At 71.4% G+C, this 21,862-nt stretch carries 18 protein-coding genes; 9 read left to right on the forward strand and 9 right to left on the reverse strand.

The window, feature by feature from the left end:
- Positions 1 to 246 precede the first annotated feature (246 nt).
- Complete coding sequence (locus H9L22_RS12860) at positions 247 to 783, forward strand: WhiB family transcriptional regulator (RefSeq protein ID WP_187720273.1); 537 nt, start codon at positions 247 to 249, stop codon at positions 781 to 783.
- 68 nt (positions 784 to 851) lie between these two features.
- Here H9L22_RS12860 and H9L22_RS12865 read toward each other — a convergent pair whose 3' ends face one another.
- Complete coding sequence (locus tag H9L22_RS12865) at positions 852 to 1,631, reverse strand: HAD family hydrolase (RefSeq protein WP_187722691.1); 780 nt, start codon at positions 1,629 to 1,631, stop codon at positions 852 to 854.
- 23 nt (positions 1,632 to 1,654) lie between these two features.
- A complete protein-coding gene (serS, locus tag H9L22_RS12870; protein ID WP_187720274.1) occupies positions 1,655 to 2,929 on the reverse strand; it encodes a serine--tRNA ligase in 1,275 nt (424 codons plus the stop codon).
- Between the two features lie 78 nt (positions 2,930 to 3,007).
- Between serS and H9L22_RS12875 the strand changes: the two genes are divergently transcribed.
- From H9L22_RS12875 to H9L22_RS12885, 3 genes are all read left to right on the forward strand, one after another.
- Positions 3,008 to 4,195, forward strand: a complete 1,188-nt coding sequence (locus H9L22_RS12875; RefSeq protein ID WP_187720275.1) for an MFS transporter — start codon at positions 3,008 to 3,010, stop codon at positions 4,193 to 4,195.
- An 87-nt stretch (positions 4,196 to 4,282) separates the two neighbouring features.
- The gene (locus H9L22_RS12880) at positions 4,283 to 4,726 is read left to right on the forward strand and encodes a GNAT family N-acetyltransferase (protein ID WP_187720276.1); all 444 of its coding nucleotides are present in this window, start codon (positions 4,283 to 4,285) and stop codon (positions 4,724 to 4,726) included.
- Between the two features lie 37 nt (positions 4,727 to 4,763).
- A complete protein-coding gene (locus H9L22_RS12885) occupies positions 4,764 to 6,278 on the forward strand; it encodes a diacylglycerol kinase family protein (RefSeq protein ID WP_187720277.1) in 1,515 nt (504 codons plus the stop codon).
- A 7-nt stretch (positions 6,279 to 6,285) separates the two neighbouring features.
- On the opposite strand, the gene pheA is transcribed toward H9L22_RS12885, so the two are convergent.
- Complete coding sequence (gene pheA / locus H9L22_RS12890) at positions 6,286 to 7,191, reverse strand: prephenate dehydratase (protein ID WP_226965851.1); 906 nt, start codon at positions 7,189 to 7,191, stop codon at positions 6,286 to 6,288.
- Between the two features lie 91 nt (positions 7,192 to 7,282).
- Here pheA and H9L22_RS12895 point away from each other — a divergent pair, with 91 nt between their 5' ends.
- Positions 7,283 to 8,590, forward strand: a complete 1,308-nt coding sequence (locus tag H9L22_RS12895; protein WP_226965852.1) for a S8 family serine peptidase — start codon at positions 7,283 to 7,285, stop codon at positions 8,588 to 8,590.
- A gap of 419 nt (positions 8,591 to 9,009) precedes the next feature.
- On the opposite strand, the gene eccCa is transcribed toward H9L22_RS12895, so the two are convergent.
- Complete coding sequence (gene eccCa / locus H9L22_RS12900; protein WP_187720279.1) at positions 9,010 to 13,071, reverse strand: type VII secretion protein EccCa; 4,062 nt, start codon at positions 13,069 to 13,071, stop codon at positions 9,010 to 9,012.
- Positions 13,072 to 13,195: 124 nt separating this feature from the next.
- Between eccCa and eccD the strand changes: the two genes are divergently transcribed.
- Positions 13,196 to 14,632, forward strand: a complete 1,437-nt coding sequence (eccD, locus tag H9L22_RS12905) for a type VII secretion integral membrane protein EccD (RefSeq protein ID WP_187720280.1) — start codon at positions 13,196 to 13,198, stop codon at positions 14,630 to 14,632.
- Between the two features lie 13 nt (positions 14,633 to 14,645).
- On the opposite strand, the gene H9L22_RS12910 is transcribed toward eccD, so the two are convergent.
- Positions 14,646 to 15,305 carry a hypothetical protein gene (locus tag H9L22_RS12910; protein WP_187720281.1) on the reverse strand — a complete coding sequence of 220 codons (660 nt, stop codon included), beginning with the start codon at positions 15,303 to 15,305 and terminating at the stop codon, positions 14,646 to 14,648.
- Positions 15,302 to 16,480 (reverse strand): type VII secretion protein EccE, encoded by a 1,179-nt coding sequence (gene eccE, locus H9L22_RS12915; RefSeq protein WP_187720282.1) that lies wholly within the window; start codon positions 16,478 to 16,480, stop codon positions 15,302 to 15,304. The genes H9L22_RS12910 and eccE overlap by 4 nt, the downstream gene beginning before the upstream one ends.
- 142 nt (positions 16,481 to 16,622) lie before the next feature.
- On the opposite strand from eccE, the gene eccB reads away from it, so the two are divergent.
- The 3 genes from eccB (at position 16,623) to H9L22_RS12930 (ending at position 18,800) form a co-directional block, all read left to right on the forward strand.
- The gene (gene eccB, locus H9L22_RS12920) at positions 16,623 to 17,999 is read left to right on the forward strand and encodes a type VII secretion protein EccB (RefSeq protein ID WP_187720283.1); all 1,377 of its coding nucleotides are present in this window, start codon (positions 16,623 to 16,625) and stop codon (positions 17,997 to 17,999) included.
- A gap of 169 nt (positions 18,000 to 18,168) precedes the next feature.
- Entirely contained in the window at positions 18,169 to 18,477 is a 309-nt protein-coding gene (locus H9L22_RS12925; protein WP_187720284.1) for a WXG100 family type VII secretion target, read from the forward strand.
- Between the two features lie 32 nt (positions 18,478 to 18,509).
- Positions 18,510 to 18,800: a WXG100 family type VII secretion target gene (locus H9L22_RS12930; RefSeq protein ID WP_187720285.1), complete on the forward strand. Its 291-nt coding sequence runs from the start codon at positions 18,510 to 18,512 to the stop codon at positions 18,798 to 18,800.
- 78 nt (positions 18,801 to 18,878) lie between these two features.
- Here the strand turns inward: H9L22_RS12930 and H9L22_RS12935 are convergent, their stop codons facing one another.
- From H9L22_RS12935 to aat, 3 genes are read right to left on the reverse strand one after another with little or no spacing between them, the layout of a single operon-like run.
- The gene (locus H9L22_RS12935; RefSeq protein ID WP_187720286.1) at positions 18,879 to 20,063 is read right to left on the reverse strand and encodes an alpha-amylase family protein; all 1,185 of its coding nucleotides are present in this window, start codon (positions 20,061 to 20,063) and stop codon (positions 18,879 to 18,881) included.
- A gap of 43 nt (positions 20,064 to 20,106) precedes the next feature.
- Positions 20,107 to 20,970 (reverse strand): Fpg/Nei family DNA glycosylase, encoded by an 864-nt coding sequence (locus H9L22_RS12940; RefSeq protein ID WP_187720287.1) that lies wholly within the window; start codon positions 20,968 to 20,970, stop codon positions 20,107 to 20,109.
- Between the two features lie 60 nt (positions 20,971 to 21,030).
- Positions 21,031 to 21,738: a leucyl/phenylalanyl-tRNA--protein transferase gene (aat, locus tag H9L22_RS12945; protein WP_187720288.1), complete on the reverse strand. Its 708-nt coding sequence runs from the start codon at positions 21,736 to 21,738 to the stop codon at positions 21,031 to 21,033.
- Between the last annotated feature and the right edge of the window lie 124 nt (positions 21,739 to 21,862).

Genomic DNA, 21,862 nt, shown 5'->3' on the forward strand with positions numbered 1-21,862 from the left:
GCGCCCTCTTTCGCGTTCCCGGCCGTGTGGTGAGTACTCAGCCGACGCACCTAGGTACACCCTGGGAGGCTCACTTCACGCTCAATCACGGCGTCCAATAGGCACAAATACTTAGATGAACTCCCGCCGATACCCAGGAAAGTCGGGTAGCACCCCCCACCTTTTCCGCTCCCTCCAGGGGTCGTGACCCGTCACTCTTGTATAGAGGCACAGCCCATCCGGGCTCGAGACGAAAGCAGGGAAAAGATGACTGAGGCAGCGACCCCGTGCGTCACCTACGCGAATGTCTTTCTGCATCCACTTCTGGAGGACGGCACCACGCCCACGAACCGTGGCGAGCGCCGTGAGCAGCAGATGCTGCGCAGCCAGGCCGAGAAGATGTGTGGCGGATGCCCGCTTCTCACCCAGTGCCTGAGCGATGCCGTCACCCGGTTCGACGTGGCTGGCTTCGTCGCCGGCACCACCCGCCGTCAGCGGCAGGAGATCAGGGCCCGGCTGGGCGTCCAGGTCGCCCCCGAGGACCTCGACACCTTCGCGGGCGTCAACTCCGGCCGCCAGTTCGACCGCTACGAGATCCACCGGATGCGCACCGCCAACCCGGACCAGCCGCTGAGCGTGATCGCCGCGAAGGTCGGCTGCTCCGTGTCGACGGTGAAGCGCCATCTGCGTCGCATCGAGGACGAGGTCGGCGTCCCCCGCCCGGTGAAGAAGGCCCCGCCGAGCCCCTCCCGGGTGCTCGCCGTCGCGATCGAGGTCCGCAACGGCATCAGCCGAGCCGCCTGATCCACACGACATGGCACGAGGCCCAGCGCAGTTGCGCTGGGCCTCGTGCCATGTCCGCCGGGATCGCCTCAGGTGCCGTCCGTGGCGGGGAACCAGCGGTTCAGTTCCGCCACCGTCCCGAGGTCGTCGAAGTCGCCCGTGACGACGTCGGCCGCAGCCTTCACCTCGTCGGGCGCGTCACCCATGGCGACACCGCGACCGGCCCACTCCAGCATCTCGATGTCGTTGCGCCCGTCCCCGATCGCGAGCACGTCCGCGGGGTCGACGCCGAGTTCGTCGCAGACGATCTGCAGGCCGTGTGCCTTGTCGACGCCGTCCGGGGCGATGTCGAGCCACGCCGACCAGCCCACGAAGTACGACACCTCGTGGACACCGAGCTGGGCCACCATCCCGTTGAACTTCTCCTCGGAGCTGTCCGGGTCACGCACGATCACGCGCGTCACCTCACGCGAGGCCAGCTCCTCGAGCGACTCGATGCTGACCTCTCCCTGCAGCTCCCCCTCGGGGAACTCGCGGCTGACCCGCCAGTCGAGGCCGTCCTGGACGGCGATGCGGGCCTCGGGCGCCAGCTCGGCGACCCGGCGGATCACCTCGGCGGGATCGAAGCGCGTCTCGTCGTGGACGACGAAGGGCGGGTAGGTCAGGACCATGGCGCCGTTCGACGCCACCGCCCAGCCGGGCGGCAGGTCGAGCTGGTCGAACACCGGCTGCGTCCCCAGCCACGACCGCCCCGTGGACAGCACCACGGGGACGCCGGCGTCGACGATGCGGCGGACGGCGGAGCGGACCTCCTCCGGCATCACCCCGGCCCCGTCGACCAGGGTGCCGTCGATGTCGAGGGCGACCAGTCGGGGCCGGAACGCGGCGTCGGTCACCGGATCGGCTCGAGCCGCTCGCGACCCCCGAGATAGGGCCGCAGCGCCTCGGGCACACGCACCGACCCGTCGGCCTGCTGGTGGTTCTCCAGCAGCATGATGATGATGCGGGTCATCGCGCACAGGGTGCCGTTCAGCGTAGCCACGGGGCGGACGCCGTCGGCGAAGCGGCCACGGATGTTGAGACGACGGGCCTGGAACTCGGTGCAGTTCGACGTCGACGTCACCTCGCGGTAGCGGTCCTGCGTCGGCAGCCAGGCGTAGCAGTCGAACTTCCGGGCGGCGCTGAGGCCCAGATCGCCGGAGGCGACGTCGAGCACCTGGAACGGCACCTCGAGGGCCTCCAGGAACTGCTTCTCGAAGCCGAGCAGCCGCTGGTGCCAGTCCTCGGCGTCGACCGGATCGCAGTGGACGAACATCTCCACCTTGTCGAACCAGTGAACGCGGAAGATGCCGCGGGTGTCCTTGCCGTAGCTGCCCGCCTCGCGGCGGAAGCAGGGCGAGTACGCGACGTACTGCCGCGGCAGGGTGGCGGCGTCGAGGATCTCGTCGGAGTGGTAGGCGGCCAGCGCCACCTCGGAGGTGCCGACGAGGTACAGGTCGTCGGCGGGGAGGTGGTACACGTCCTGCGCGGCCTGGCCGAGGAAGCCCGTGCCCTCCATGGCGGACGGCTTCACGAGCGCCGGCGGGATCATCGGGGTGAAGCCCCACTCGGTGGCCTTGGTCATGGCCAGGTTCAGCAGCGCGATCTCGAGCTGCGCGCCGACACCGGTCAGCACGTAGAACCGCGAGCCGGAGATCTTGGTGCCCCGCTCCATGTCGATGGCGCCCAGCGCCTCGCCGAGCTCGAGGTGGTCCTTCGGGGTGAAGCCCTCGGCGGCGAAGTCGCGCGGGGTGCCGACGGTCTCGATGACGACGCCCTCGTCCTCGCCGCCCTCGGGCACGCCGTCGAGGACGAGGTTGCCGAGCTGGCTCATCAGGCCGGAGAAGCGGGCCTCTGCCTCCGCTGTGGCCGCTGTCGCCTCCTTCACCTGGGCCGACAGGTCCTTGGTGCGGGCCAGGAGCGCGGCCTTCTCGTCGCCGGACGCCCTGGCGACGTCCTTGCCGATGGATTTCTGCTCGGCGCGCAGGGTCTCGGAGGTCAGGATGGAGCTCCGGCGGGCCTCGTCGGCGGCGAGCAGGTCGTCGACCAGGTCGACGGAGGCGCCACGGGCAGCCTGGGAGCGTCGCACGCGGTCGGGATCGACGCGCAGCCACTTCGGATCAATCATGGGCCCAACCTTACCGACCGCGGTGCCCCGCGGCCGCGCCACACCGGCGCCACCTCGGCCCGGCGGTAGGGTGGCCGGATGCGACGCACGGGGCGGCCGCCGGTCCCGGCGGAAATCTGGGTGCTCGTGGCGGCGGCGTTCCTGATCGCACTGGGCTACGGGCTCGTCGCACCGATCCTGCCGCAGTTCGCCCGCTCCTTCGACGTCGGCGTCATGGCCGCGTCCGCGATCGTGTCGATCTTCGCGTTCGTCCGGCTCGTGTTCGCCCCCGCCGGCGGCGCCCTCATCGGGCGGTTCGGCGAACGTCGCATCTACCTGGTCGGGCTGCTGATCGTGGCGACGTCGTCGGCGCTGTGCGGCATCGCCGACACGTACTGGACGCTGCTCCTGTTCCGCGGACTCGGCGGCATCGGCTCCGTGATGTTCACCGTCTCCGCCATGGGCCTGCTCGTGCGGCTCGCGCCCACGTCGCAGCGCGGGCACGTGTCGTCGCTGTACGGCAGCGCCTTCCTGATCGGCAACATCCTCGGCCCCATCCTCGGCTCGCTGCTGGGCGGGCTGGGCATGCGGCTTCCGTTCTACATCTACGCGGTGGCCGTCTACATCGCCGCCGCCGTCGTGTTCCTGTTCCTCCGCGGCGGCATCGGCGCGGCGCCGGACGCCGACCAGACGCAGGCGACCTTCTCGCTGGCCGAGGCGCTGCGGATCCCGTACTACCGGGCGCTGCTCGTCACGGGTCTGGCGAACGGCTGGTCCAACTTCGGGGTGCGGATCGCGCTGGTGCCGCTGATGGCGGCCGCCGTCCCGGCCATCGGTAAGGAGGCGGCGGGCATCGCGCTGACGCTGTTCGCGCTCGGCAGCGCCGTCACGCAGCAGTTCAGCGGCCGGCTCGTCGACCGGCACGGCCGGCTCCCCTTCCTCATGCTCGGCCTGCTGATCTCCGCGGCGGCGACCATCGGCTTCGGCTGGCTCGACTCGCTGCCGTGGTTCCTGGCGCTGTCCGTGCTCGGGGGCGTCGGCGGCGCGTTCGTCGGCCCCGCCTCCCAGGCCCTGCTCGCCGACCTGATCGGAGCCAACCGCAACGGCGGCCCCGCGCTGGCCACCTACTCGATGGCCACGGACCTGGGGTCCATCGCCGGCACCCTGGTCGCCGGCTGGGTCGCGGACCAGGTCGGCTTCGGGTGGGCCTTCGGCACCACCGGCATCGTCCTGGCTGTGTCGATCATCCCCTGGCTCCTCGTCCGCCGCCGTCCCTCCCCCGCCTGATCGGAGCGCCATGCCCCCCACCTTTGCGCCCGCGTTCGCGTCGTTCTGGCTCGACCGGTTCCCCGTCGACACGGCTCCCGACGGCGGATGGCTCGTCGGCGTCAACGACGCGCTCCAGGCCGACCGGTCGCTGCAACTGATCGACGTGCACGACGGCCGCAGGCTGCTCACGACGACGCCGCCACGTTCGCGGCGTTCGCCGCCGGCTGCTCCGCGGAGGAGGTCGACGAGGCCTACGTCGAGGTCGACCACAGGGTCGCGTTCGGGGCGTTCGACGGCGACGCCATCGTCGCCGCGAGCAGCGCCTACCCGTGGGGCGACGGGGCCGCGGTCGCCGACATCGGCGTCATCACCGCGCCGACGCACCGGGGCCGTGGCCTGGGCAGGGCCGTCGTGCGGGCCACCGCCCGACACATCCTCGGCGAGGGGCTGAGCCCGCTGTACCGCTGCCAGGCCACCAACGTCGCCTCCGCCGCGACGGGTCGCGGCGCCGGGTTCACGCTGTTCGGGCGCTGGGACGTCGCCGTCTGATCCCGGAGCGACCCGGACCCGCGTGAGAGAATCGGCTGTGCTCCGTCGCGCCGTCCCGTCCCTCGTCACGCTGCTGACAGGCGTCTTCGTGGCGGCCTGGACGCTGGCACTGCCCACCGTCATCGACGTGTGGTGGCCGTGGCCGGCGCCCGTGGCAGGCGCCAGGGCGGGAACCGTGGCGCTCGTGTGGGGCATGGTGCTGCAGCCGGTGGTGGCCTACCTGGCGATGCTGGGGCTGGTGGTCGTGCTGGTGCGTCGACGGTGGCGCGAGCTCGCCGCCTCCCTGCTGCTCGCGGGCGTGTTGACGGTGACGCTCACGACGGTGGTGAAGCACGTGGTGGCGCGGCAGCGGCCCGTCACCGACTGGCTGGGCGGCCTGCACGCCGACGCCTCGTTCCCGTCCGGCCATGCCTCCGCCGCCGTGGCGCTGGCGATCGCGGCGACCCAGTTCACCTGGGCGGTCACCAGGCGCCGCCGGCCGACGGTGGTCGCGGGCGTCGTCGGCGGCCTGATCGCCGCGGCCGTCATGGCGGGGCGGCTGGTGCTGGGCGTGCACCACGTGAGCGACGTCCTGGGCGGCGGCCTCGTGGCCGCGTTCTGCGCCCCGCTGGCCGGCGTGCTGACCGGCGCGTGGCGCACCGGCGCCCCACCGGCGGGCCGCCCGCGACGCCTGGTCGTGGTGTGGCACCCGGACCGGGTCCGCGGCCGCGTGGGCCTCGAACGCTTCCTCGCCTCCGAGGCGGCCCGGCGTGGCTTCCCGGCCCCACGCTGGGTCGCGACGAGCCCCGACGACCCCGGTGCCGGACCCGCCGCGGCTGCGCTCGCGGACGGCGCCGACGTCGTGGTCGCCCTGGGTGGCGACGGCACCGTCCGCGAGGTGCTGACGGCGCTCGCCGGCTCCCCGGCCGCGGCCGCCGTCCTCCCCGCAGGGACCGGCAACCTGCTCGCCAAGAACCTGGGCATCCCGCTCGACGCGCCCCGAGCCTGCCGGTTGGCGCTGGATGCCGCGGCCCGCCCGCTCGACCTGCTGCGCGTCGAGGTCCCCGGCCACACTGCCCGGCTCGCCGCCGTCCTCGCCGGCGCCGGGTCGGACGCGGCCGTGTTGGAGGACACCTCGGAGCGGGCGAAGACCGCCGGTGGCCCGCTTGGCTACGTGCTGGCGGGGTTCCGCCACCTGCGGGCGGCCCCGTTCACGGCGACGGTCACCGTCGACGGCGAGCTGAGCGTCGTGGAGGCGTCACTTGTCGCGGTGGGCAATGTCGGGCTGCTGCACCCCGGCGTCGCGCTGCTGCCGGCGGCCGACCCCTCCGACGGACGCCTCGACGTGCTGATCGCCTCCCCGCGGGGGCGCGGCGACGTGCTCGCGATGATCGGCGGGGTGCTGGCGGGCCGCCGGACGCAGCAGCGGGTGACGCGGCTGAGCGGCACGAGGCTCCGCTTCGAACTGTCGGCGCCGACCCCGTTCCAGGTCGACGGCGACGTCGTCGGCCACGTCACCGCGGCCGAGATCGCGGTCGTTCCCGGCGCCGTCTCCGTGATCCGTCCGGCCTGAGGAGCGGTTACCCGCCGAACAGCCCGTCGACCCAGGCGGCCGCGGCGTCGAACTCCTCGTCGCTGAAGCCGACGGCGATCGACGGCCGTCCCCCGTCGGCCCGCGGGTAGGAGCCGAGGAAGTGGACGGTCGGGCACACCCGGTGCAGGCCCTCGAGCGCCTCGCCGACGCGCTTGTCCTGCACGTGGCCCTCGGCGTCGATGGAGAAGCAGTAGGAGCCGAGCGTCGTCTTCGTCGGCCTGGATTCGATGCGGGTGAGGTTCACGCCGCGGACGGCGAACTGCTCGAGGATTTCGAGCAGGGCGCCGGAGTGGTCCGCGCGCATGAAGGCCACCAGCGTCGTCTTGTCGGCGCCGGTGCGTTCGGGGACGCTGCCCGCGGGGCCGACCTCGACGAAGCGGGTGACGGCGCCCGGGTTGTCCTCGATCTGGTAGGCGAGTTCGTCGAGTTCGTACAGCTGGCCGGCGACGCGGGCGCAGACGGCGGCGTCGTAGCGCGACCCGGGCCGGGCCACCTCGGCCGCGGCACCCGCCGTCGAGCCGGCCTCCGTGACGGCGGCGGCGGGCAGCTGCGTGACGAGCCATTCGCGGCACTGGGCCGCGGCGTGGCCGTGCGTCAGCACCTGGCGCACGTCCTCCAGCCGGGTGCCGGGGCGGGCGTAGAGGCCGAACTCGACGGGGATCACGATCTCGCCCCGGATGGCGAGCGGCGAGCTGGCGATCAGCTCGTCCAGCGTCGCGGAGACACCGCCCTCGACGGAGTTCTCGATGGGGACGACCGCGCCCCGGATCACGCCGGCGCGGACGGCGTCGAGGGCTTCCCGGACGCTCGCGAAGGCCAACGCCTCCTCCTGCGTGACGGTGCGGAGGGCCTGATGCGTGAACGTCCCTGCGGGACCGAAGTATCCGAGCACGGGCCCAGTCTCCCCCGTCGAGGTGCCAGGTCGCCACCCCTGGCGTCGGGATCCGTTGGTCGTGGACTTCGCCGCGACTACCCTGGCACCCGTGAAGCACAGAGGATGGCGGGCGGTCGCGGCCGCGCTGACGCTCGGGCTGCTGTGCTCCCAGGTAACGATCAACGCGGCCGCCGCACCCGCGCCCCTGACCATGACCGACTGCCGCTTCTCGACGGCGACCCCCGATGCGTCGCTGGTCAACGCCTGGCACCTGCAGCGGCTCAACATGGACACCGTCTGGCCCATGGCCACCGGCAAGGGCATCAAGGTGGCGGTGATCGACACCGGCATCAACACCGTCGGCTCGCCCTATCTGAGCGACACGATCACCGGGGACGACGGCGCGACGCGGCGCCGGATCACCGCCGTCGACCTCATGGACGGCCCCCGGCCCGACGACAACGACGGCATGCTCGAATGCGACCACGGGACGCTGGTCACGTCGCTGCTCGCCGCAGGCAGACAGCGCGACGGCAGCCCCTGGAGCAACCGCACCAACTTCGCCGGCATCGCGCCCGACGTCGAGGTGATCGCCTACCGGACCCTCACCGTCGTCGCCGACGGCGAGGAGCAGCGCGAGGGCGATCCCCTGTCCGCCACGATCGAGGCGGTCCGGCTCGCCACGGCTGAGGGCGTCGACATCATCAATCTGTCGCAGACCGTCGTCGAGGATCCGGCGCTCAAGGAGTACGAGGCGGCCATCGCGGACGCCATCGAGCAGGGAATCGTCGTCGTCGCAGCGGCCGGCAATGCCGGTGCCGTGCGGGACCGGGCCTACCCGGCGGCGTTCCCTGGCGTGATCTCGGTGGGGTCGTCGACACAGGGCGATGCGGGGGCGCAGAGCAGCGCCCTCGTCGGCAACAACGTGACGATCGGCGCGCCGGGCGAGAACGTCGTCGGGCTGCGGTCGTCGCAGGCGATCGACGCGGCCGCCGTCTCCAACCAGGCCTTCGAGCTGAAGGGGACCGGCACGTCGTTCGCGACGCCGATCGTCTCCGGTGTCGTGGCGCTGCTGCTCGAGTACGAGCGCCGGCACGGCGTCGACCTCAGCCCCGCTGAGGTCAAGGAGCGGCTGGTGGCGACGGCTGATCCGCCGGGGCACCAGGTGCCGGACCTGCGGCTGGGGGCGGGCATCGTCAACCCCCTGCGCGCGCTGCTGAACCTGAAGCGGGACCCGCAGGTCGAGCCGACGGAGGTCGCGTCGCCCCCGGCGACGGTGGCCCCGGCGCCGACGCCGACGGAGCAGGCGCTGCCGGTGGCCGCGCTGGCGATCGGGGTGGGGTCGGTGATCGTGGTGCTGCTGGGAGTGGTCGCTGCGATCGCGATCCCGGCGGCGCGCCGCTCGTCAGCCTCCTGACCGCGTCCCGGCACCCCCGTCCCGGCCCCGAACACAAATCTCCCGTCACGCCCCGTCCGCTGGCCCCCCGAACACAAATCTCCATGGAGCCGCCGCTACGCGCATATGCACACAGCCGCCGCCCCAACCAGCACAATGCACGCCAAGGCCAGATTCATGCACGGGAACCCGGACGGCCCCAGGATCGACCCCCAGAACACCGTCCCCTGGCCCCCGAACACAAATCTCCATCAAGCCGCCGCTACGCGCATATGCACACAGCCGCCGCCCCAACCAGCACACTGCCCGCGAAAGCCAGATTCATGCACGGTGAGGCCGCTCGGAGCGCGCAGAGCCAGATTCTGCACGCAGAGCCAGATTCCTGCACGCGGAGCCAGATTCATGCACGCCAAGCCCGGACACAGGTCCCCGAGCCCGGCCTACTCCTCCGTCTTCGGCAGGTGCGCCATCTGGATCAGGCCCTTGAACGTTCGCGTCACCAGCGTGCCGCGGCCGGGGGGCATCGGCGAGCCCTTGATGTCGCCGTACAGCGCCCCCTCCTCCTTGTTGCCGCTCATCACGAGCGCAGGATTCACGGAGTCCTTCATCCGGCTGATCAGCGGATCGCCGAAGACCGCGCGGCTCGCGCCGCCGAAGGCGCGGGTCATGATGATGTGCAGGCCGATGTCGCCGGCCTGGTTCACGAGGTCTCCGAACACGGCCATCGGGTTGCCCGACGGCGTCGCGACCAGTTCGTAGTCGTCGACGATCACGAACACCTCGGACCCGGTCCACCAGGAACGGTCGCGCAGCTGCTGCTGCGTCACGTCCGGCCCTGGCAGGCGGGCGCGCACCGCCTCGGCCGTCTGCTGCAGCATCGGGCCGGCCGCCGAGGCCGACGGGTAGTACCCAATGAGGTGTTCCGACTCCACCTCGCCCAGCAGCGACCGCCGGTAGTCGACGATGATGATCTTGGCTTCCTTCGCCGTGAACCGCGTCGTGATGCCCTTCAGCAGCAGGCGCAGCAGGTTCGACTTGCCCGACTCGGGGCCGCCGATCGCGACGAAGTGCGGCTCCGTCATCGTCTCGAGCCACACCGGCGCCAGCTCCATCTCGTCGATGGCGAACGGGATCCTGCGGTCGGCCGGGTCGTGGACGATCGCGGGCAGCGCGGCATGGTCGAGGTTCTCGGGCAGCAGTCGCACCTCGGCGGCCCGCGGCCCCTTCCAGGCCTGGTTGACGGCGGCGATGAAGCCCCGCTGGCCGGCCGCCACGTCGACGGCGTCCTCGACGGAGTCGATCCGCGGCAGGCCGATGAGCGTGTGCAGACCACCCAGGGTCAGGCCACGCCCCGGACGACCGGTGGGGACGATCGCCTGGATCTTGCGGTCGATCTCTGAGTCGAACGGGTCGCCCAGCTTCAGCTCGATCCTGGACTGCAGCGCATCCTTCGTGGCGGCCCGGATCTCGGACCACTTCGCCGCGCCGATCCACAGGTGGATGCCGAAACCGAGGCCGCCGTTCGCGAGCGCCTGGATCTGCGGCTCCAGGGCTTCGAACTCGGTCTTGAGGGTGGCCCAGCCGTCGATGACGAGGAAGATGTCGGTCGGGAACCGGTCGGCGGGGATGCTGCCGTCCCGGCGCCCCTGCCGGTAGGTCGTCATGGAGTCGATGCCGAGCTCTGCGAACTGGAGCTCGCGGGACGCGCGCAGCGACGTGATCTCGGCGACGGTGCGGCGGACGCGGTCGACGTCGAGGCGGCCCGTCACAGAACCGATGTGGGCGAGGTTCCGCATCGAGGTGAGCGCGCCACCGCCGAAGTCGAGGATGTAGAAGCCCACCTCCTGCGGCGTGTGCGTCAGGGCGAGGCCGGCGATGCCTGCACGCATGGCCATCGACTTGCCCGCCTGCGGGCCGCCGGCGACGGCGAGGTTGCCGCCGGAGCCGGCGAAGTCGATCCACCACGGATCACGACGCTGGTGCCGGGGCCGGTCGATCAGCCCGAAGGGGGCGCGCAGCGTGCCGCGCAGAGCCGGGTCGGCCGCCTGCAGGCCACGTCCCTCCACCTCAACGAGGCCGCCGAGGAGCTGGTCCATGGTCGGTGGATCGTCGAGCGGGGGCAGCCACACCTTGTGCGCGGGCCACCCGTGCCCCTTGAGCCGACCGACGGCGATCGACAGGAGCGTCTCCTCCTCGTCCTCTTCCTCCTTCTCCGCCACCGCCTCTTCCGGCTTGACCGGCGCAGCGGCGCGGGCCGGCAGCACCGTCGGCTCGGGCTCCGGCGGCTGGACGGGTGCCACGTAGTCGGCCAGGAACTCCAGCACCGGAGGCGTCCAGCCCTTCGACTCGACGACGACGTCCTCGATCGGGCTCAGCTGCTCGGGCGCCGTCGCCGCGGTCCCGTGCCACGGGCCGGAGACGTAGGCCGCCTTGAAGCGGGTCATGCCGGTGGTGTCGAACTTGAGGTAGCCATTGCCGGGCGGAGTGGGCAGCTCGTAGGCGTCCGGGACGCCGATGACGGTGCGGGACTCGGCCGGCGAGAACGTGCGCAGCGCGATCCGGTACGACAGGAACGTGTCGAGGCCACGCAGCTTGTTCTCCTCAAGCCGCTGCGACGCCAGCAACTGGTGGACGGCGATCGACCGGCCGACGCGGCCGATCTGGACGAACAGGTCGATGAACTCGGGGCGGGCCGACAGCAGCTCGGAGAACTCGTCGACGACGATGAACAGGCTGGGCATCGGTGGGATGTCCGCACCGGCCTGGCGCGCCGCCTCGTAGTCCTCGCGGTTCTTGAAGTTGCCAGCGGACCGCAGCACCTCCATCCGTCGGTCGAGTTCGCCGCCGATCGCGTCGGCCATGCGGTCGACCAGCGACAGCTCGCCCTCCAGGTTCGTGATGACGGCGGACACGTGCGGCAGCCCGTCCAGGCCGAGGAACGTGGCGCCGCCCTTGAAGTCGACGAGGATCAGGTTCAGCTGCTCGGTGGAGTGGGTCATCGCCAGGCCGAGCACCAGGGTGCGGAGGAACTCCGACTTGCCGGAGCCCGTCGCCCCGATGCAGATGCCGTGCGGGCCCATGCCGCCCTGCGCCGACTCCTTGATGTCGAGCTCAACGGGGGTGCCGTCCTCGGCGGTGCCGAACGGGATGCGGAGGTGCTGCCGCAGCGGGCGGGGCCGCCAGGCGATCCGCGGATCCATCGTGAGGGGATCGCCGGTGCCGAGCATCGCCGGGTAATCCTTCGGCGGCTCGAACACCACCTCGGTGGCGCCGGACTCATCGGAGCCGGCCACCAGCTCCGGCATCCGGTACGGGGCCATGGCCCGCGACAGCATCTCGCAGTAGACCATCGGCACCTGATCCGGCCGACCGAACGGGGTGCGGGCATGCTGCGACTTGGCGGTGCGGCGGTGCAGGATGACGGTGTCGCCGCTCACCTCGAAGACGGCGACGCCGGACTCGAGTGTGCGGGGCACGTCCTTCCTGCCCGTCACCTCGATGGTCACGGCCTGCGTGGTGGGGGTGACGAACTGCTGCGAGTTCACGCCCTCGACGCCGTCGGAGACGATCACCGTCAGCGACGGCGCCACCTCGGCCCCCTGCGCGGAGGTGCCCAGCTGCGACAGCTCGCTGGCGCCGGTGGCGAACATGCGGACCGGGCCGACGCCGTCGGCCTCGGTGGGGTGCTGGAGGTGCGGCAGCCACTTGACCCACTGCCATGACTGCTGGTTCGCCTTGCCGGCGGCCACCATCAGCGACACGTCGGTGGGCGCATGCCACGTCACGAGCTGCGCCACCATCGCGAACGCCACTTTGCGGCACGCCTCCTCGTCACCGACGAGGTGGACGGCGCGGAAGCCGCGCAGGTCGACGGCGAGCGGAACAGACTGGATCACCCGGTGGGTGCGGATGAAGCGACGCAACGCGCCGGTGGTCAGCGGCTCCAGGTCCTCGATGGGCTGCGATTCGGGCGGGGTGATCCGTTTCGCCGACTGCTGGCGGCCGACCGAGAGCCGGACGGAGCCGAAGTCCTCCGCCTCGGGGCGCCGCTCCCACATGCGCATCCCGCCGACGACGGTCCACAGGCTGTCGGGGGCCGGGTGCCGGTAGGCGACGCTGGCGCGCTGCTCGTCCGCAGTCTTGGCGAAGTTGCGTCGGGTCTGGGCGAGGTAGCGGAAGTAGTCACGCCGGTTGGCGTCGAGTTGTGCCGACTGGTCGTCGTTCTGCCGCCCCACCTGCGACAGCATCATGCCCATCATGGAGACGGCGTAGAGCCCGCTGACGACGCCCTGCATCACGCCCCTACCCGCCATGCCACCCGAGGTGAGCATCAGTCCCATCGCGAGGCCGCCCGCCATCATCGGCAGCATCCTCAGCACGTTGCCGAACGGCTTCGAGGCTGCGGGCGGCGGGATCTCCGGTGGCGACTCCAGCAACAGGTCGCCTCGTGGCATCGCCGGCGGATTGACCCGCTTCGGCCGATGGAACGTGATGAGACCCATGCGTGCGCTTCCCTCCGGAGATCGTCGACGCCTAACTTAACCGACGACCCGTCCGCCACCGCGGGCTTCGGGGCACGCGCAGACATGCTGGGTCATGCGCCCCGCTGCCGTTAGGGTGAGCGGCGTGAGTACCCCGTCCGAAGAAGACCTCTCGCGCGTCACGATCATCTCGACGAGCCGCCGCGTCGACCTGGCCCTCCCCGGCTCCGTGACGCTGAGTGAGCTGATGCCGAGCATCCTGAGGTTCTCCGGGCTCGAGTCAAACACCCCGACCGAGGCGGTCCACGCCTGGGTGCTGCAGCGCTTCGGCTCCGACCCGTTCGACCTGTACTCCCCCATCTCCAAGCTGAACATCCGCGACGGCGAGACCCTGCACCTCCGTCACCGCGAGAACGCCATCCCCGACGCGGCCTTCGACGACGTCGTCGACGCCGTGGCGGGTGCCACCAACTCGCGTCCCTCCTGGGCGCCCGTCCACTCGCAGCGGGTCGGCATCACGCTGATGCTGCTGTTGCTGATCGGCACCCCGCTGCTCGGGATCCTCGGCTGGCCCCGTCCCCGCTCCGAGGTGATCGCGGCCGACCCGATGTCGATGCTGCCGCTCGGGCTGGTCCTCGGCGGGACCGCGTTCCTCGCGCTGGCCTGCGCCATCGCGTCGATCGCGCTGGCCAGGGCCGCCCGCGAGACGGTGACGGCGACGGCGCTCGCCTGGGCGAGCGTGGCGCTGGCGGGGATCACCGGCTGGTTCGCCGCCGACCCGATCTCCGCTCCCGGCGTGCCCGTCTACCTGCGCCTGCTGCTCGCCGGCGCCTTCGTGCTGGTGGCCTCGGCAGCCTGCGCACTGGCCGCCCGGGTCAGCGCACTCGCCCTGTTCGCCGCGGCGCTGGCCGCGCTGTTCACCGTCATCGCGGCGAGCGCCATGACGATCTTCCAGGGGAAGATCGTCGACGTCGCCGCCATCACCATGGTGGCGATGGCGTTCCTGACGACATTCCTGCCGACACTGAGCTACCGCATCGCCGGCATCGCCCTGCCGAACCTGCCGATGACCACCGAGGCGATGCTGGCCGACGAGACCCCGGTGCAGTCCGACATCGTCAACAGGGCCCTGCTCGCCGACCGCCTGCTCGGGGCGATGCTCGCCGCCACATCGCTGACGGCGGCGCTGGCGGCCATAGTCGTCGTCTTCCCCACCCGGGGCCTGTGGCCGACGCTGCTGACGCTGTGCGTCGGGCTGGCGTTCCTGCTGCGGGCCCGCGCGTTCGTGGGCCTCGGCCAGCGCCTGGCGCTGCTCGTCGGCGGTGTCGTGTGTGTAGGCGTCGCCCTCGGCTCGGCGGGTTTCGACGCGACCCGCTCCGGCCTCGGGCTCGTAGCGGTCTTCCTCGGCCTGCTCGTGCTCGGCTACGGGCTGGCCCACTACTCGGCACGCACGTTCAGCAAGGTCCTCTCCCCCACCTGGGGCCGCTGGGGCGACGTGTTCGAGTGGCTCGCCATCATCGGCGTCATCCCCACCCTGCTGGGTGTGCTCGACCTCTACAGCTACTTCGCCAGCCGCTTCTGACCCGTCCGGGGCCTCAGCCGCCGAACAGGATCCGGTACTCGGTCGGCGACGGCGGCGCCTGCACCCGGGCGATGCGCCGCACGCCCGCGACGATCACCTCGGACTCGTCGAGATCCGTGACAGCCCTCACCTGGGCCGGGCCCAGCGCATAGGCCCGCCGCAGATGCTCCCCGCCCCTGGTGTCCAGCGGCGCGATCAGCGCCATGTCGCAGGCCCGCAGGTCGCTGATCGCCTTGCTTGCCGCGGGATCTCCGATGACTGCGAGAGCCTGCCAGGCGCCGAGGCGGTCCCCCGTGCCGACGGCGCCGACCTCGTCGATGACGAGGCTGGGCCGGTAGGGCCGGCCCTGGCCGGGAACGGCTTCCGCGTCGCGCAGCACGTCGATGGTGCCGCCGCAGGCGCGGACGGCGTCGGCCAGCGCCAGCCAGCGTCGATGGTCGGAGGCGATGACGGACAGGTGGGCCCCGATACACATGGCGCGGAAGGCGAGCAGCCACGACAGGTACTCGGGGACCGCAAGGTAGACGCGGGTCGGCTGGCTGCGGAACAGGCGGAGCGTGACGGGCCCGCCTGCGCCGTGGCCGAGCAGCAGCCCGGACGGGCCCGTCGCGACGACGGGCAGTTCCTGGTCGGGGCTGCCGGGCGCGAGCGCCTGGAATGTGATCTCGGTCACGCGGGGACCTGCCTTCCGAGGGGGATCGTGGCGAGCAGGCCGGGGACCTGGACGCCGCCACGGGGCCCGAGGCGCAGCCCGCCGGGCAGGTTGGCCAGCACATACTCGTCGGCCTGGCTCGCCTGTTCGGGGTTCGACGTGACCAGCCGGAGGGCGCCCGCGGCCGGCTCCCCAGGAGAGACGGTGAAGGACGAGCAGGCGAACAGCACCGGGGTGCGGTTCAGCACGTCCAGGAGCCGCTGATAGGCGGTGTTGGGTTCGTCGCCCAGCCCGCCGATGCTGCGCGACCCGTGCACGAGCCCGTCGCAGACCCAGGATTCCCACTGCTCGTGGCTGCGGTCGGGGTCGGTCACCTCGGTGGCGCCAGTGGTGAGGGCGAGCACGTCGGCGATGCCCAGCGGGTCGAGGGGCTCGGTGACGACGCCGAGCCGTTTCAGCGTGGTCTGGGCGCGGTGCAGCCCGAACCGCAGGGTGGCGAAGACGCCGACCTGGCCGGAGCCACGGCGGCCGACAGCCTCCAGACACAGCCGGGGGTCGAGCCGCAGCGCGATCCATGTGCGGCGCAGCGCGGGAGGGGTGCGCTCCCCCAGCACCTCCCGGTAGGCCTGGAGCGCGGGTGAGTTGGCGGGCAGCAGGGCCCCCGACGGTGCCGGCACCGTGCACGTGATCACCTGGATGCCCGCGAAGACGACGTCGTCGTGGCGGGTCAGTGCCGCCAGCGCGGCGAGGTCGAGCTTGGCGCCGCGGTCGGTGAACAGCGAGTTGTCGGCGCTGACCTCGAGGATGCCGGCCCACGAGTCGCCGTCGGCGACGACGCCGATCTCGCCGTCGTGGGCGTCCTTGATCTGGGTGACCTCCAGGCGCGGCAGCCACTGGCCGAGCGGAACCAGGTCGGGGGCGAGGTCGGGGAAGGGGACGCGGCTCCCCGCCCGGACGCGGAATCCGCGCCGGACCTGCAGCGAGGCGAGCAGCGTGCGCCCGTTCACGGGGATGGTGAGGAGCATGGCGGTCAGCAGCAGCAGCGCGGCGAGAGCGACCGACCAGATCTGCCACTGCAGGACCAGCACGATGGCGACCACCACGACGACCTGCCAGGTGACGACAAGCGGGATGAACCGGGTAGAGCGGATCCGCCTGGGCATGGCGCCCCGGGCGGGCATGGTTCTTCGCGCCATCGGTCCTCCTTCGCGACGGGCCCACTCTATGGGGTGGGACGGACCAGACCCGGGGGTTCCGGCCCCCGACGCCGACGGCCTGCCCCGGCCTGCGCACTAGAGTGGCCCCGTTGCAGCGGACCCGGAGCGACCAAGGAGGGCCATGGCCACCCGCAAGGACCTTCTCAAGGCGCAGGCCTTCACATCGCGGCGCATGATCGCCGCGTTCGTGAACCGGGATCCCGACGACCCCACCCCGCCGCTGAAGAGGGTGGGCACGGCCACCTTCGTCTCTGTGCTGCTGGGCGTGGTGCTGCTCGCAGGCACCGCACTGCTGGGGATCATCAGCGGAGGCGCCAGTAAGGACCAGTGGGCCGGTGAGGACAATGTCGTCCTGTCGGACCCGAAGTCGGGCGCGCTGTTCGTGCAGCTCGAAGGCAAGGTCATTCCCGTCACCGACGTGGCGTCGGCGCGGCTGCTGGCCGCCGGTCCCGATGCCACGTCCATGCCGCGGGTCATCGACATCGCCACCAACTCGATGGAGGGGCAGAAGGTCGAGCCGATGCAGGGCATCCCCGGCGCGCCGCGGCAGCTTCCCGACGCCAAGACGCTGGAACAGTACCCCCTGCGGCTCTGCTCGACTTCCGACCGCTACCTGACCCTCGAGTTCGGCCGCAGCGACACCACCACCAACGCGGCCATCGTCGTGCGCGGGCACGACGAGTCGGAATATCTGCTGGTCGACGGGCGCCTCCACCAGCTGTACTCGCGGCCCGGCCAGCCCTCGGGCCTGGCGCAGAACCTGCCTGTCGCGGAGCTGGGCGCGTCGTGGATCTCGGCGATCCCCATCGGCGCCTCCATCGACGAGAAGGAGGTGCCGGGCTATGGCGAGCCCGCCGATTTCAGCAGCCTGAAGTTCTCCATCGGACAGATGGCGGTGGTGCGGCAGAGCGACGGCATGGACCGCTACTACATCCAGCTCAACGACGGTCTGGCCCGCATCGCCTACCTGGACATGAAGCTGATCCAGCAGCAGGAGAACGACCCGCTCGAGCCGTCCGAGATCACTGACCTGGACGTCGTGGAGAACCAGAGCGAGACGGAGAACTTCTCCGACGAGGGCGTGCCCATGTTCGAGCCGAGGCCGCCGGAGGGGTACACGAGCCTGCGGGACGTCGCCATCTGCGCCACGTTCGAGGAGGGCGACGCGACCCGCGTGAAGCTGAGCATCGGGCAGACGACACCGACGATCCCCGGCGACATCGGCGTGCCGAGCGGCGGTATCGACCTGATCAGCTCGCCGCCCATGCGCGGCGCCCTGCTCCGCAATGCGGACATCACGGACCCGGACGCCGCGGCGACCGTGCTGCTGCTCAACGGCCGCAGCTACCCCATCCCGACGGCGTCGGACCGGGCGGCGCTGGGCTACGGCGACGTGAAGCCCATGGCCGTCCCCGGCAGCCTGATCAGCCTCTTCCGGCCGGGCCTCGGCGAACGGCTCGCGCTGTCGCGTGAGTCCGTGATCCCGGTCGGCCGCTGACCGGCGCGTCAAGGCCCCCACGCCGGCTAGGTACTCCTACTCTTTTCCGGCCCCGGCTCTGGGAAGTGAGCCACCAGCCGCATAGTGTCTTGCACGACAGCACAGCAGCCCGAGACATCGAAGTTGCTGATCCACGAGCCTCGTGGCTCATCGTCGAAGGGAACACGAAATGGGCGACAAGTCCGTTGACCGCGCTGCTATGCAGAAGGCGACGCAGCAGATCGAGACCAAGCACCAGCAGATCCACACGCTGCAGACGCGCCTCCAGGGCCAGATGACCGACCTGTCGTCCCGCTGGCACGGCAACGCCTCCACGGCGTTCCAGCGCGGCTACCAGCAGTTCGACTCGGAGTTCGAGAAGGTCAAGCAGGGGCTCGACAAGATCCACACCTCGCTCGTCGAAACCCTCCGTGAGTACGGCACGCGTGAGGAAGAGAACCAGGCCACCGCCAACCAGATCGCCGGGCTCATCGGCTGACCGCCGATCGACCGACTTCACAGGAGAATCACATGAGCGACTCAACCATCTACTCCGCCTCGGGTCTCCAGGAGGGCATCTCGGCTCTGTCGAACGCCCACAAGGAGCTCACCGACCTGCTGGAGACCCTCAAGGCCGAGCTGTCGACCTCGCTGGGCCAGTGGGAAGACAACGCCCGCAACTCGTACCAGGAAGTCCAGCGCTCCTGGGATGCCTCGGCCGCCAAGCAGCAGGACATCGTGCAGCGCATGCCCGTGCTCCTCGGCAACATCGCCGACGGCTACAACGCCACCGAGTCCCGCAACGCGGGCATCTGGGGCTGAGTACCAGCAACGCGTGAAGGGGTCCGGCTTCGGCCGGGCCCCTTCCTGCGTTTCCGGGTCTGCGTGGCCTGGGCCGGCTCAGGCCCCGATCGTCAGCGTCTCGTCCGCGGCGACGGCGACCAGGGTTCCCGCCGTCAGGTCAAGGACGACGTCGCAGGCCTGCTCCCCCGCCGTGATCCGCCAGGCGAGTCGTTCGTTGGCGCGCGCTGTCACCTCGACGGCCCCCGAGGCCAGCCACGGGTGACGGCGGCGGAACCCGATGGCGTCCCGGTAGGCCTGGTGGATCGGGGCCCCGAGCGGGCTGAGGTCGGCTGGTGAGGGCGGCAGGAGGGGCCGGACGTCGTCGTCTCCGCCCAGCTCGTCGCGCTTGATCCCCGCGTAGCCCTGTTCGTCGCCGTAGTACACGCTGGGCGAGCCGGGCAGCAGCATCAGGATCCCGGCGGCCAGTGCCGCCCGCGCCGACCCGACCAGCGAGGCGATGCGGGTCACGTCATGGTTCCCGACGAACGTCTGCGGCAGGAACGAACGGCAGAACGCGGCGTGACGTTCGATGGCATGGGCAAGCTCCCACAGATTCGTGTCCTTCAGTGACGACCAGATCGCCTTCCACAGCTCGTACTGGGTCACGGTCGTCAGCCCCGCATCCGCCACGAAGGCGGGGTAGTCGCCGTGGATCACCTCGCCAAGGAAGACGGTTTCGGGGAACTCGGCACTGACCCGGGAGGTGACGTCGCGCCAGAAGGCGGCCGGGACGGCGTAGGCGACGTCGAGGCGCCAGCCGGCGATGCCCCGGCGGAGCCAGTGGCCCATGATGTCGACGACCAGGTCGGCGACGGCCGGGTTGGCGTGGTCGAGTTCCACGAGCGAGTCGTGGCCCTCCCAGGCGCGGGGGACGCCGTCGTCGTCGTGGGCGATGAGGTCGGGGCGGGCCAGCACCCACGGATGCTCGCGGGCCACATGGTTGAAGACGCCGTCGAGGACGATCAGCATCCCGCGGTCGCGGCACTGCGCGATCAGGCGGTCCAGGTCGGCGTCGTCGCCGAGCCGCGGATCGACGCGGTAGTAGTCGAGCGTGTCGTAGCCGTGGCTGACGGAGGCGAAGACAGGGTTGAGCAGCAGCCCGTTGCAGCCGAGTTCGACGGCGTAGTCGAGCCAGGCCTCCAGGCGCCGCAGCCGAGGGGCGGGGTCGCCGTGCTCAGTGCGTATGGGGGCCCCGACGGCGCCGAGGGGATAAACGTGCCACCAGATGGCGTGCTCCAACATGCCCCGAGCCTAGGGCGTCGCGGCACGGCCCGCGGCGCCGTGCCTACTTGAGCAGCTTCGACATGCGGCGGTCGGCCAGCGGTTTGCCGCCCGTCTGACACGTCGGGCAGTACTGGAGCGACGAGTCCGCGAACGAGACCTCCGCCACCGTCGTGCCGCATACCGGGCACGGCTGACCGGTGCGTCCATGGACCCGCATGCCGGAGCGTTTCGCGTCCTTCAGTTGGTCGAAGGGGACCTCCCGGGCGGTGGCCACCGCGTCGCCCAGCACCCCGCGGACGTGCCCGTACAGGTCGGCGGTGGCGTCGTCATCCAGCCCGTCGGCGGGCTTGAACGGGCTGAGCCGCGCCGCGTGCAGGATCTCGTCCGAGTAGGCGTTGCCGATGCCGGCCAGCACCCGCTGGTCCCGCAGCACGCCCTTCAGCTGGGCGCGCCCGGCCCGGCGCAGGATGGCGCGGAAGTCGTCGACGGTGAAGTCGTCGGCGAGCGGATCGGGCCCCAGCGCCGCCACGCCCGGCACCGCGGCGGGGTCCTCGACCAGGTAGACGGCCAGGTGCTTCTGCGTCCCCGCCTCGGTCAGCGAGAAGCCGGACCCGTCGTCGAGCACGATCCGCAGGGCGAGGCCCGACCGGCCGGTGCGGGCCGGCACCTTCGGCGCGACGTCGTGCCACGTCACCCAGCCCGCGCGGGCCAGGTGGAAGATCAGGTGGAGGCCCTGGGCCGCGACGTCGATGAACTTGCCGTGGCGTGTGACCCCGTCGACCTCCAGCCCGGCGAGGGCATCCAGGGGCGGCGCATACGTCTTGAGGGCGGCGAACGAGGTGAGGTGGCCCGCGGCGATGGCCTGCCCGCGCAGCTTCGTGTCCAGGCCCGCGGCGAGGGCCGCGACCTCCGGCAACTCCGGCATGTCGACTCCTCGGGACGGGGCGGCCCCGACGCCGCCTCCAGTCACGCTAACAGAGAGTGATCAGGCCTGACGGACGGCGCCCCACTCGGCCAGGAGTCGCTGGCCGCCCATCCTGTCGGGACGTTCCCACGGCCGGGTCGGCCGCTCGAGCGCGGCTGTGAGGCGACGCAGATACTCCTCGCGGGGAACCTCGTAGGCCCCCAACGACCCGAGGTGCTCCGTCAGCCACTGCACGTCCAACAGGTCGACCTCGACGGCGGCCAGCTCGACCGCCAGCCGCAGCAGGGCCACCTTCGACGCGTCCCGCCCCCGCACCGGGTCGTGGAACATCGACTCGCCCGCGAAGAGCCCGCCGGTGTGCACGCCGTACAGCCCGCCGACGAGGACGTCGCCGTCCCACACCTCCACGGAGTGCGCCCAGCCTGCGTGGTGCAGCGCGGTGAACGCGGTGCGGATCCTGGTGTCGATCCAGCCGTCGGGGCGGGCCGGGTCGGCGCAGCGGGCGATGACGTCCGGGAAGGCCGCATCCACGGTGGTCGTGTATCTCCTGGCCGACTGCCGCAGCGAACGGGTCACCCGCAGGCCCCGGGGCGGGAGCAGCCCGCGGCGCATCGGCGACCACCAGCCCATGTCGACGCCGTCGAGCGGCATCGGGAACACGCCGCAGCGGTACCCCTCGAGCGCGAGCGGGGCGGCGAACTCGTGCGAGAAGCCGATCAGGTCGTGCCGGGGCCAGTCCCCCGGGCTCCCGAACAGCGTGCCCACCATCGGGCCAGTCTGGCAGTCGCCGCCGCCGGTTCCGTCGCTCCGCGCCGATTCGCCCTGAATCGTCCCCTCCTCAACCCTGAGAACGCTCGATCCCGCTTGGCTCGTGTGACACTCTGGATGCCTG

This window comes from Tessaracoccus defluvii (assembly GCF_014489575.1).
Taxonomy (GTDB): domain Bacteria; phylum Actinomycetota; class Actinomycetes; order Propionibacteriales; family Propionibacteriaceae; genus Arachnia; species Arachnia defluvii.

Coding starts and splice junctions, on each gene's coding strand:
- H9L22_RS12860 (WP_187720273.1), top strand. CDS start 247: ATGACTGAGGCAGCGACCCCGTGCGTCACCTACGCGAATGTCTTTCTG.
- serS (WP_187720274.1), bottom strand. CDS start 2,929: ATGATTGATCCGAAGTGGCTGCGCGTCGATCCCGACCGCGTGCGACGC.
- H9L22_RS12875 (WP_187720275.1), top strand. CDS start 3,008: ATGCGACGCACGGGGCGGCCGCCGGTCCCGGCGGAAATCTGGGTGCTC.
- H9L22_RS12880 (WP_187720276.1), top strand. CDS start 4,283: ATGGCTCGTCGGCGTCAACGACGCGCTCCAGGCCGACCGGTCGCTGCA.
- eccCa (WP_187720279.1), bottom strand. CDS start 13,071: ATGGGTCTCATCACGTTCCATCGGCCGAAGCGGGTCAATCCGCCGGCG.
- eccE (WP_187720282.1), bottom strand. CDS start 16,480: ATGGCGCGAAGAACCATGCCCGCCCGGGGCGCCATGCCCAGGCGGATC.
- eccB (WP_187720283.1), top strand. CDS start 16,623: ATGGCCACCCGCAAGGACCTTCTCAAGGCGCAGGCCTTCACATCGCGG.
- H9L22_RS12925 (WP_187720284.1), top strand. CDS start 18,169: ATGGGCGACAAGTCCGTTGACCGCGCTGCTATGCAGAAGGCGACGCAG.
- H9L22_RS12930 (WP_187720285.1), top strand. CDS start 18,510: ATGAGCGACTCAACCATCTACTCCGCCTCGGGTCTCCAGGAGGGCATC.
- H9L22_RS12935 (WP_187720286.1), bottom strand. CDS start 20,063: ATGTTGGAGCACGCCATCTGGTGGCACGTTTATCCCCTCGGCGCCGTC.
- H9L22_RS12940 (WP_187720287.1), bottom strand. CDS start 20,970: ATGCCGGAGTTGCCGGAGGTCGCGGCCCTCGCCGCGGGCCTGGACACG.
- aat (WP_187720288.1), bottom strand. CDS start 21,738: ATGGTGGGCACGCTGTTCGGGAGCCCGGGGGACTGGCCCCGGCACGAC.